This window comes from Chitinimonas viridis, from assembly GCF_030409555.1.
In the GTDB taxonomy this organism is placed as follows: domain Bacteria; phylum Pseudomonadota; class Gammaproteobacteria; order Burkholderiales; family Chitinimonadaceae; genus Chitinimonas; species Chitinimonas viridis.
Genome location: NZ_JAUFPU010000009.1, coordinates 115,122 through 126,335 on the forward strand (window position 1 = coordinate 115,122; position 11,214 = coordinate 126,335).

11 protein-coding genes are annotated in these 11,214 nt (G+C 61.0%); all 11 read left to right on the top strand.

The genetic code is table 11. From position 1 onward, the window contains the following. The first annotated feature begins 78 nt into the window (after positions 1-78). The 11 genes from aotJ to astD all read left to right on the top strand — a co-directional run bounded on the left by aotJ (position 79) and on the right by astD (position 11,008). Positions 79-852 (top strand): L-arginine-binding protein AotJ, encoded by a 774-nt coding sequence (gene aotJ / locus QWZ03_RS11800; protein ID WP_284196247.1) that lies wholly within the window; start codon positions 79-81, stop codon positions 850-852. A 229-nt stretch (positions 853-1,081) separates the two neighbouring features. Then, complete coding sequence (locus QWZ03_RS11805; protein WP_284196246.1) at positions 1,082-1,783, top strand: ABC transporter permease; 702 nt, start codon at positions 1,082-1,084, stop codon at positions 1,781-1,783. Continuing rightward, positions 1,783-2,496, top strand: a complete 714-nt coding sequence (locus QWZ03_RS11810) for an ABC transporter permease (RefSeq protein WP_290332898.1) — start codon at positions 1,783-1,785, stop codon at positions 2,494-2,496. Before QWZ03_RS11805 ends, QWZ03_RS11810 begins: the two co-directional genes overlap by 1 nt. A gap of 3 nt (positions 2,497-2,499) precedes the next feature. Further along, the gene (locus QWZ03_RS11815; RefSeq protein ID WP_290332899.1) at positions 2,500-3,618 is read left to right on the top strand and encodes a succinylglutamate desuccinylase/aspartoacylase family protein; all 1,119 of its coding nucleotides are present in this window, start codon (positions 2,500-2,502) and stop codon (positions 3,616-3,618) included. A 64-nt stretch (positions 3,619-3,682) separates the two neighbouring features. Next, a complete protein-coding gene (locus QWZ03_RS11820) occupies positions 3,683-4,450 on the top strand; it encodes an ABC transporter ATP-binding protein (protein ID WP_284196243.1) in 768 nt (255 codons plus the stop codon). A gap of 6 nt (positions 4,451-4,456) precedes the next feature. Then, on the top strand, positions 4,457-5,464 hold the full coding sequence (locus tag QWZ03_RS11825; protein ID WP_290332900.1) for a GlxA family transcriptional regulator: 1,008 nt from the start codon (positions 4,457-4,459) through the stop codon (positions 5,462-5,464). Positions 5,465-5,567: 103 nt separating this feature from the next. Next, positions 5,568-6,779: an aspartate aminotransferase family protein gene (locus QWZ03_RS11830; RefSeq protein ID WP_290332901.1), complete on the top strand. Its 1,212-nt coding sequence runs from the start codon at positions 5,568-5,570 to the stop codon at positions 6,777-6,779. 195 nt (positions 6,780-6,974) lie between these two features. Beyond that, positions 6,975-7,982, top strand: coding sequence for an arginine N-succinyltransferase (gene astA, locus QWZ03_RS11835; protein ID WP_290332902.1), 1,008 nt, complete (start codon positions 6,975-6,977; stop codon positions 7,980-7,982). Positions 7,983-7,993: 11 nt separating this feature from the next. Next, positions 7,994-9,013, top strand: a complete 1,020-nt coding sequence (gene astA / locus QWZ03_RS11840; protein ID WP_290332903.1) for an arginine N-succinyltransferase — start codon at positions 7,994-7,996, stop codon at positions 9,011-9,013. A gap of 65 nt (positions 9,014-9,078) precedes the next feature. Continuing rightward, positions 9,079-9,564 (top strand): GNAT family N-acetyltransferase, encoded by a 486-nt coding sequence (locus tag QWZ03_RS11845; RefSeq protein WP_290332904.1) that lies wholly within the window; start codon positions 9,079-9,081, stop codon positions 9,562-9,564. Continuing rightward, positions 9,545-11,008 carry a succinylglutamate-semialdehyde dehydrogenase gene (gene astD, locus QWZ03_RS11850; protein ID WP_290332905.1) on the top strand — a complete coding sequence of 488 codons (1,464 nt, stop codon included), beginning with the start codon at positions 9,545-9,547 and terminating at the stop codon, positions 11,006-11,008. The genes QWZ03_RS11845 and astD overlap by 20 nt, the downstream gene beginning before the upstream one ends. Positions 11,009-11,214: the final 206 nt, after the last annotated feature.

An 11,214-nucleotide genomic window follows, 5' to 3' on the forward strand; every position in this document is an offset into this window, starting at 1 on the left:
CGCCGGTTCCGGTTTCTCCGAGGCCGCAATGTTGGCTTCGCCGGTTTCCACACTCATCCAAGAACGAGGAGTAAGGCAATGAAGAAAACCGCGCTGTTTGGTGCGATCGCACTGGCGCTGTCCGTGGCCGCTTCGGCCAAGGAATGGAAGGAAGTTCGCGTTGCTATCGACGCTACGTACAAGCCTTTCACCTACAAGACGCCCGATGGCAAGCCCACCGGTTTCGATGTGGATATTGCCAATGCACTGTGCGCCGAAATGAAGGCCAAGTGCGTGTTCGTTGAGCAAGCCTGGGACGGCATGATTCCTGGCCTGAACGCCAAGAAGTACGACGCCATCATTTCCTCGATGTCCATCACTGAAGACCGCAAGAAGGCCGTGGACTTCACCGGCAAGTACTACAACACGCCTTCGCGCATCGTTGTGAAGCTGGGCACCATCAAGAACGTGCCGGCCGAACTCAAGGGCAAGAAGATCGGCGTGCTGAAGGGTTCGACCCAGGAGAAGTACGCCAAGGGTGAACTGGAAGCCTCCGGTGCTGTGATCGTTCCCTACGAGGCTCAGGATCAGGTCTACCTGGATATCAAGTCCGGTCGCCTGGATGGCACCGTGGCCGACAGCGTGGAAGTGTATGAAGGCTTCCTCAAGACCGCTGATGGCAAAGGCTGGGGCTTTGTTGGTCCTATCCTGAACGACAAGAAGTATTTCGGTGAAGGCGCCGGCATCGCTATCCGTAAGAGCGATACCGATCTGCGCGATGCCTTGAACAAGGGCATCAAGAATATCCGTGCAAACGGCACCTGGAAGAAGATCAACGACAAGTACTTCAACTTTGAAGTCTGGGGCGGCTAAGCCCATACGCGTTTGATCGCAAGGACGGCGCAATCAGAAGGGGGCTTTACCGCTCCCAGGTTGGGATTGCGCCGTTTTCGTCTCTCGTCCTATCCTTGATTCTTGCGGCACGCCCGCATACGGGTTTGTCCTGACGTCGTTTTGCTCGCCGTAGCACCGCGACAGGCATACCCTTGGTTACGCCCCACCCCCAAAGCCGCATTCCCGCAAGCGGTACAGAGATCAATCGATGGAAGAGTACATAGTCAATATTCTCAAGGGTTCGGTGCTCACGATGGAAGTGGCACTGGGCTCGCTGGCCGTGGCCGTGGTATTGGGCCTGCTTGGCGCAACGGCCAAGTTGGCGCAGAGCAAGCCACTGAACTGGCTGGCAGGCATTTATTCCACAGTGATACGCGGCATTCCCGACCTGGTGCTGATGCTGCTGATCTTCTACGGCGGCCAGATACTGCTGAACAAAGGCCTGGAGCTGGTAGGTTACGAGGAATACATCGAGATCAACCCCTTCCTCGCTGGTGTACTTACGATAGGCTTCATTTATGGCGCCTACATGACCGAGACCTTTCGGGGCGCCATCATGGCCATACCCAAGGGGCAGATGGAGGCAGGCTACGCCTTCGGCATGAGCAAGTCGCGGGTGTTTTTTCATATCACCGTGCCGCAGATGATCAGGCTGGCCCTGCCCAGCTTCACCAACAACTGGCTGGTGTTGATCAAGGCCACCGCCCTGGTATCCATCCTCGGCCTGCCGGACATGACCATGCTGGCCAAGCAGGCCGCTTCGGCCGCCCGTGATGTGACGCCACTGGCGCCCATGCTGTTCTTCCTGTTCACCGGTGCCATTTACTTGGCGATCACAACCGTGTCGCTGATCGTACTGAAGCAACTGGATAAGCGTTACTCCATGGGCGTACGCCGGGGAGAGTTCTGATGCAATTCGAAGTCATTTTCGAGCCGGCTACGCTCAAGCTGTTCGGCCAAGGCATTCTGGTCAGCCTCAAGCTGCTGTTTATCTCGGTCACCATCGGTGCCGTGCTGTCCATTCCCATGGCCATCATGCGGGTCTCCCGCAACAAGTGGCTGTCCACCCCTGTGTGGCTGTACACCTATGTGATGCGTGGCACGCCCATGCTGATCCAGGTCTACCTGATCTACTACGGCGTGGCGCAGCTGGAGTTCGTCCAGTCCAACTGGGATACGGTGCCGCTGCTCATGCCGTTCAAGGATGCGCTGTTCTGCTGCGTGCTGGCATTTACCCTCAATACCTGTGCCTACACCACCGAGATGCTGGCGGGCGCCATCCGCGACACCAACCACGGCGAGATAGAGGCGGCCCGCGCCATGGGCATGAGCCGACGGCAGCTGATGTGGCGCATCGTACTGCCATCGGCGCTGCGCCGTACTCTGCCGGCGTATTCCAATGAGGTCATCATGATGCTGCACGGCACCTCGCTGGCCAGTACGGTGCCGGCATTGATGGATATCACGGGTGCTGCCCGCAGCGTGTATTCGGATTTCTATCTGCCGTTTGAGGCCTTTATCACGGCGGGCGCCATCTACCTAGTGCTGACTTTTACCCTGGTCTGGGGCTTCAAGCTGGCAGAGCGCCGTTGGCTGGCCTATCTGCAACCGCGAAAGGCCTGAGTCATGGAAATCAGACGTCATGCCTTGCTTTCACCCAGCGTGGGCACGCGCCGTGAGCTGCTGAGCTTTCATTACGGCACGCCTGGCACCGGGCAGAAGGTGTACTTGCAGGCCAGCCTGCATGCCGATGAATTGCCCGGCATGCTGGTACTGCACCACCTGAAGCAGCGCCTGGCGGTGCTGGAATCACAGGGGCAGCTGCGCGGTGAAGTGGTGGTGGTGCCGGTGGCCAACCCCATCGGGCTGGACCAGACCCTCATGCATGGGCAATTGGGGCGGTTCGAGTTTGCCAGCAGCGAGAATTTCAACCGCCACTATCCGGATTTCCTGGCTTTGCTGGGTGAAGGCATAGTCGCCAGACTGGGTCCGGATGCCGAGGCCAACAAGCGGGCCATACGCGCCGCCATGGGCGACGCGCTTGGCCGCATCAAGCCGGCAACGGAGTTGCAGTCGTTGCGCCACATCCTGGTCAGCCTGGCCTATGACGCCGATGTCGTGCTGGACCTGCACTGTGATTTCGAAGCCGTGTTGCATGTGTATACAGAAACGCCTTGCCTGGAGCAGGCCGAACCCCTGTGTCGTTATCTGGGTGCGCAGGCCGTGCTATTGGCTAAGGGCTCGGGTGGCGCTTCATTTGATGAGGCGCTCAGTGGCCACTGGTGGCAACTGGCTGAACGCCATGCGGGCCGCTACCCCATTCCACAGGCCTGTTTTTCGGCCACGGTGGAACTGCGTGGCAATACCGATGTTTACCACCCGGTGGCGGGTCAGGATGCGGACAATCTAATCGCCTTCCTGCGGCATCGTGGCGTGGTGGCTGGCGATCCGCCTGCCTTGCCGACCGCATTGTGTGAGGCAACGCCCTTGGCGGGGTCGGAGACCTTGCACGCGCCCCATGCGGGTGTAGTGGCCTTCCACCGCCAGACTGGCGACTACATCGAGGCGGGAGAGGTGGTGGTGGACGTCATTGACCCGCTGACCGACACGGTGACCTCGGTGACTGCTTCGGTGAGTGGTGTCCTCTATGCCCGCGGCATTGTGCGCTATGCCACCACCGGCATGGACCTGTGCAAGGTGGCCGGCAAGGTAGCCTTCCGCAGTGGCTACCTGCTGAGCGCCTGAACCCCCATACCCAGGGTCGGCGCAGCTAGCGCGCCGGCCCAGATCATCTGCGACGGAGACAACCGTGAGTATCAAGCTTCAAGTTGAAGACCTGCACAAAAGCTATGGCAGCCACGAAGTGCTGAAAGGTGTGTCGCTGACAGCCCATGGCGGGGACGTGATCAGCATCATCGGCTCCAGCGGATCGGGCAAGAGTACCTTCCTGCGTTGCATCAATATGCTGGAACGGCCGCATGCCGGCCGGATCACGGTGGCAGGCGAGGAAATGAAGCTGGTGACGGCCAAGGATGGCATGTTCAAGGCTGCCGACGAACGCCAACTGCAGATGATGCGCGCCAAGCTGGCCATGGTGTTCCAGCATTTCAATCTGTGGGCCCACATGACGGTGCTGCAGAACATCATCGAGGCCCCTGTCAATGTGCTGGGGGTCAGTCGGACCGAGGCGGTGGAGCGGGCACGCAAATACCTGGACAAGGTCGGCCTGAAGAACGTTGAAGACAAATACCCAGCCCATATGTCGGGCGGACAGCAGCAGCGCGTGGCCATAGCCCGTGCGCTGGCCGTCGAGCCTGAGGTCATGCTGTTTGACGAACCCACCTCGGCGCTCGACCCCGAGCTGGTGGGTGAGGTGCTGCGTGTGATGAAGTCGCTCGCAGAGGAAGGTCGCACCATGGTGGTGGTGACACATGAAATGGCCTTTGCCCGTGAGGTCTCCAACCATGTGATCTTCCTGCACCAGGGGCGCATCGAAGAACAGGGGAATCCCAAGGAGGTGCTGGTCAACCCGACCAGCGAGCGCCTCAAGCAGTTCCTGTCTGGCAGCCTCAAGTAGCCCTCCATGTTTGACTATGCCGATAAGCCCGCCACGCAGACATTGAGTGTGCTGCTGCTGCCCGGCTTCTCGGCCAGCGAGCTGGGCCTGCTGCTCGATTGCAGTGGCGAGATCAACCGCCTCACCGGTAGTGTGCTGTACCAGGTCAGGCTGTTGTCGCAGGATGGCAATCCAGTAATGTCACGACACGGCCGCCTGCAGCCGGTGGACGCCGTGTTTGATCCGGCACAGGCGCTTGCCGTACTGTTCGTGGCGGCATCTGACCTACCTAAACCATTGAGCATGACCGACCCCGTGGTCAGCGGCCTGGCCCAGCTTGGGCGGCAGCGCTGCCTGCTGGGGGCATGGCATGCAGGCGCTTTTTGGCTGGCGGCCGCGGGCTTGCTCAATGGCTGCCGGGCGACCTTGCATTGGTCGCTGCTGGAGGTGTTTTCTGAGCGCTACCCGCAGGTCGTGGCCTCGACAGCCTTGTTCGAGGTGGACCGTGATCGCGCCACCTGTGGTGGTGGCGTGGCAGTGGTCGATCTGTTTCTGCACCTGGCCGCGCGGCAACACGGTGCTGATCTGATGGCATCGGTGGCGGAGAACCTGCTGCTGGAGCGTATTCGCGGCCGTGATGACCGGCAGCGCATACCGTTGAAAAACCGGGTGGGCAGCAATCAGCCCAAGCTGGTGCAGGCCGTCATGCTGATGGAGGCTAACCTGGAAGAGCCCCTGACGACGGATGAGATCGCCCAGCATGTCTGTGTTTCGCGGCGGCAGCTGGAGCGCCTGTTCAAGCAGCACCTCGACAGCGTGCCATCGCAGTACTACCTGGAGCTTCGGCTCAATCGCGCCCGCCAGATGCTGCGGCAAACCGCCAAATCCATCATCCAGATAGGCCTGAGTTGCGGTTTTTCCAGCGGCCCGCATTTTTCCAGCGCCTACCGTAATCATTTTGATACCACCCCGCGCGAGGATAGACAGCGCGGTACGGTAAAGAGTGAGTCGCAAGATACGCCCAGCAGCCCATAATGGGCCTGAACCCATTACGAAGATGTCGCAATACCGGAATCCACGCCGCCGCGACTTCCCTAGAATGACTCCCATATCCGCAAAAGCCTGAAAGGATGCTCCCGTGAGCCAAACCGTTAGCCGTGCCGATTTCGACCAGTTCATGGTGCCTAACTACGCACCTGCCGATTACATTCCCGTGCGCGGCGAAGGGGCTCGCCTGTGGGATCAGCAGGGGCGTGAGTATGTGGACTTTGCTGGCGGCATCGCCGTGAATGCACTGGGCCATGCCCACCCGGCATTGGTGAAGGCGCTGACTGAGCAGGCCCAAAAGCTCTGGCATGTCTCCAATACCCTGACCAACGAGCCGGCATTGCGTCTGGCCCGCAAGCTGGTGGACGCTACCTTTGCCGACCGGGTGTTCTTCTGCAACTCCGGAGCTGAAGCCAACGAGGCCGCGTTCAAGCTGGCGCGCAAGTGGGCGATCGATACGGCTGGTGCCGACAAGCACGAGATCATTTCGACCACCAATTCCTTCCATGGCCGGACCTTCTTTACCGTAACCGTGGGCGGCCAACCCAAGTATTCAGATGGCTTTGGTCCGCGCCCCCAGGGAGTGACCCACATACCCTACAACGACCTAGCAGCACTCAAGTCCGCCATCTCTGACAAGACCGCTGCGGTGGTGATCGAGCCCATACAGGGCGAGGGCGGGGTGCTGCCGGCGACCGCCGACTATCTCAAGGGCGTGCGCGAGCTGTGCGATCAGCATAAGGCGCTGCTGGTCTTCGACGAAGTGCAGACGGGTGTGGGCCGTAGCGGCTCGCTCTATGCCTATATGGAGTACGGTGTCACGCCCGATATCCTGACTTCGGCCAAATCCCTCGGTGGCGGTTTCCCTATCGGTGCGATGCTCACCACCGAGGCGGTGGCCCAGCATTTTGCCGTGGGCACCCATGGTTCCACTTACGGTGGCAATCCGCTGGCCTGTGCTGTGGCAGAGGCGGTGATTGATGTGGTCAACACCCCGGAAGTGCTGGCCGGTATCCGCGCCAAGCATGAGCGCTTTGTCAGCCGCCTGAGGGCCATGGGCGACAAGACCGGGGCCTTCCAGCAGGTGCGTGGCATGGGCTTGCTGATTGGCGCGGTTCTGGCAGAACCCTACAAGGGCCGCGCCAAGGATTTCATGACGGCAGCCGCCAAGGCCGGTGTGATGGTGCTGCAGGCTGGGCCGGATGTGGTGCGCTTTGCCCCCAGCCTGGTGATCGCCGACGCCGATATCGACGAGGGCCTTGACCGTTTTGAGCAGGCGGTAAACGAGGTTGTAGGGCGCTAAGCGCATCATAACGACAAGGAGCGGCCCACACTCGCAAGGCTCAGGTGGTGCTTGTGGGGAGCCGCTTTCGACCAGGGGCGGCTGACTAAACCGTTCCAGCGTTGTCACTCTAGCCCTGGTGCAGCACTGTTGCGCACACCAGGCCAGAGCCGCGATGCGGGGTTTGTTGGCAGTTCCAGATGAGGAGACCGTAGGGTGCTAGTGCTTCGTTCCAGCCGATTGGCCGATTTGCCCGGTGTTGAGCTGCTTGCCCAGGAAAGCCCGGTAGGGGTGACCTCGCTGCCCGCCAATCGTGATGCACTCTATCGTCGTATCCAGGCATCCATTGATTCCATGGCGGCTGACGTGGGTTTCCATGGCGAAGAGAGCTATCTCTTCGTACTCGAAGATACCGACAGCAAGGCCTTGGTCGGGGTCTCCGGCCTGGTGGCATCGGCTGGTTTCAGCGAGCCGTTCTACAGCTATCGGAACGAGACCCTGATCCACGCTTCGCCCGGCCTCGGTATCCACAACAAGATACACGCACTGTCGCTATGCCATGACCTGACAGGCAATACGCTACTGACGGGCTTTTACTGCCGCGATGAGCTGGACTTCAGCCGCTGGAGCGATCTGCTCTCACGGGGTCGCTTGCTGTTCCTGGCGCAATGGCCGGCGCGGTTTGCCGAGGGCGTGGTCTCGGAGATGCTGGGGGTGAACCGGCCCGATGGCACCAGCCCATTCTGGGATTCGGTAGGCCAGGTGTTCTTTGGTATCGGCTACCAGGATGCCGAGTTCTACTGTGGCGTGAAGGGACGCAAATTCATTGCCGAGCTGATGCCGCAGCATCCCATCTATGTGCCTTTGCTCAGCGATGAGGCACAGACTGCCATGGGGCAGGTCAGCACGGACTCGGAAGTGCCTTTTGATGTACTGCTGCGCGAAGGCTTCGAGACCGAGAACTATATCGATATTTTTGACGGCGGCCCGACGCTGCATGCCCGCACGTCCAGCATACGCACGGTGGCCCAGAGTCGGCTGGCGCAGGCCAGGGCCGGTGCCGGTGGCAGTACGCCCTTCCTTGTGGCCACCACCCGCCTGGAGGATTTCCGCGCCACGGTTGCCGAGGCTGAACTGGCGGGTGACGAAATCAAGCTGCCTTTGGCCGTGATGACGGCCCTGGCACTGCAAGATGGAGAGACGGTGCGCATCGCGCCGCTGTGAGGATACAGACTATGCTGGTACGTTCCATACGCCGCGAAGACCTCGCGGCACTGATGCAGCTGGCCCGCAGCACCGGGGTGGGGGTGACGACACTGCCGGTCAATGAAGAGCGACTTACCCGTCGCATAGACAGCTCATTGCAGGCCATCGCTGGCGAGCCGGATCCGGCGGAGTCCAGCTTCGTGTTCGTGCTGGAAGACGATACGGCGCAAGGCCATGTGGCGGGGATCTGCGGTATTGAAGGCGCGGTGGGCGGCAACGAGCCCTGGTACAACTATCGTGTCGGCCTGTCGGTGCATAGCTCGCGCGAGATTGGCGTGTATCGAAAGCTCGATACCCTGTTTCTAACCAATGACCTGACGGGTGCGGCTGAGCTGTGTTCCTTGTTTCTGCAGTCGGAATACCGACGCGACAACAACGGCAGCCTGCTGTCGAAGAGCCGTTTTCTGTTTATGGCCGAGTTCCCCGAGCGGTTCAATCCGCGCGTGATTGCGGAGATGCGGGGGGTATCGGATGAGGGCGGGCGTTCACCGTTCTGGGAGAGCCTGGGGCGGCATTTCTTCAAGATGGATTTCTCGGAAGCGGATTACCTGACCGGCATAGGCCAGAAATCCTTTATCGCCGAGCTGATGCCGCAGCACCCGGTCTATACCGCTTTTCTGAGCGAGGAGGCACGTGCCGTCATCGGCAAGGTGCACGACAACACCCGGCCAGCCCTGGCCATGCTGGAAGGCGAGGGCTTCCGCTATAACGGTTATGTGGACATCTTTGATGCCGGCCCGACTATCGAGTCCGCCCTGGGCGATATCCGCGCCGTGCGCGATAGCCAGATACTGACGGCCAAGCCGGACGACGAGACCCGTGGCCGCAACTGGTTGATATCCAACCGGCAACTGGGCGACTTCCGGGTGTGCCTGGCGCAGACTGAGCCCACACCAGCGGGCCTGCCGTTGACCCGCGAGGTAATCGCGCGCCTGGGTATAGAGCCTGGGGCGAGCGTACGCGCTGTGCCCTTGTCCGCCAAGCTGTGAGCCGACGGATGAATACGATGTCGCTTTGCCGGTGGGAGCACCTGAGCCAAGCGCAGCGCCAAGCCGTGGCCGAACTGCGTATCAGCGAGGCGCAGGTCGAGTTTTGTGGCGCTGTGGAGAAGGCGATAGCCCTATGCCAGGAGACCGACCCTGAGCTGCTTCGCGGTGTGGCCTTCCTGTCTGAGGGCAGGGTAGTTGGCTTCTGCCTAGTACGGCGCGGCGCAATGGCAGCACCTTGGGTACCCGCTGATGCGGTGGCAATTACTGGCTTGAGAATGGACATCTGTGCGCAGGGGAAGGGGCTGGGCCGACAAGCACTGCTTGCCTTGCCGGCATGCGTGCTCGCTGTCTGGCCCGAGACGGCCAGGTTGGTACTGAGTGTCGACGAGCATAACCCGGCTGGGATTGCCGCTTATGAGCGGGCCGGATGGGTGGATGATGGCCCGCGCTACCAGGGCAGGATAGGTATGGAGCGCCGGATGACGAAATGGCTTGAGGCCATGACCAAAGATAGAGAACAGGATAAGCACCATGACGCAGCAATTCATTAATGGCCATTGGGTGGGCGGCGAGGGGCAGGCACTGACATCGAAGAACCCTGTCAGCCAAGCAACCGTGTGGCAGGGGCAGGCTGCTACGGCCGAGCAGGTGGACGTTGCCGTCAAATCGGCACGCGCCGCCTTTCCCCGCTGGCGCCAGCTGGGTTTTGCCCAGCGTGAAGTGATTGTGCGGCGGTTTGCCGAGCTGCTGAATGAAAACAAGGCGGCGCTGACGGACGCCATCGGTCTCGAAACCGGTAAGCCGCGCTGGGAGGCGTTGACCGAAGTGCAGACCATGATAGGCAAGGTCGATATTTCGGTGAAGAGCTACCACGAACGTACAGGCGAGAAGGAAAGCACCATGGGCGATGCCCAGGCGGTGCTGCGGCATAGGCCGCACGGGGTGGTGGCCGTGTTCGGGCCGTATAACTTCCCTGGTCACCTGCCCAATGGCCATATTGTGCCGGCCTTGCTGGCGGGCAATGCTGTGCTGTTCAAGCCATCGGAGCTGGCCCCCATGGTGGCGCAGCAGACAGTCGCCTTGTGGGAAAAGGCTGGCTTGCCGGCTGGGGTGCTGCAATTGCTGCAGGGCGCCAAGGATACCGGCGTGGCACTGGCTGGCCACGCGGGCATCGATGGCCTGTTCTTCACCGGCTCCAGCAATACCGGCCACTACCTGCACAAGCAGTTTGCCGGCCAACCCGACAAGATCCTGGCATTGGAGATGGGCGGCAATAACCCGCTAATTGTGGCGCAGGTTGGCAATATCGATGCCGCCGTCTTCCAGACCATACAGTCGGCCTTTATCTCAGCCGGGCAGCGCTGTACCTGCGCCCGCCGCTTGATCGTGCCACGCACTGCCGAGGGCGATGCCTTCCTGGCACGATTGGTGGATGTGGCGGCCAGGCTCAAGGTCGGCCGCTGGGATGATGCCGAGGCGCCCTTTATGGGGGCGGTGATCTCGCTGGCGGCGGCCGATCACCTGCTACAGGCGCAGGAGGCCCTGTTTGCACGCGGCGCCAAGGCCTTGCTGCCCATGCGCCGGCTTGAAGCCGGCACGGCCTTGCTGTCTGCCGGCATCATCGATGTGTCCGAGGTGAGCGACCTAGGCGATGAAGAGCATTTCGGCCCCTTGCTCAAGGTACAGCGCTACCAGCACTTTGAAGAGGCTATTGCCCTGGCCAACGCTACCCGCTATGGCTTGGCAGCTGGACTGCTGTCCGACAACAAGGCCTTGTACGAGCAGTTCTGGCAAGAGAGCCGCGCCGGCATCGTCAACTGGAACAAGCAGCTGACAGGGGCTTCCAGCGCAGCGCCGTTCGGTGGAGTGGGGGCCAGCGGCAATCACCGGGCCAGCGCCTACTATGCGGCCGACTATTGCAGCTATCCGGTGGCCGGGTTGGAAACGCCAGAGCTGGCTCAGCCCGCCAGTCTGCCTGTTGGCATGAGTATGTAGGTTGGGCAGGGCTGGATTTGCGAATCCAGTTGGCTTAGAGCCTGTTCAAAGTCTGTTCGCCGTGCGCCGGCCCGCTGGGCTGATCTGGAAAATGGCCAGGCACAAGGCGTGGTGCGTAGGCAATAACAAGTTATTGCCAAGCGCCACAACGCAGTGAATGGCCGTTTTCCAGATCAGCCCTTCGGGTTCGCAGCCTTGCCGGCGAA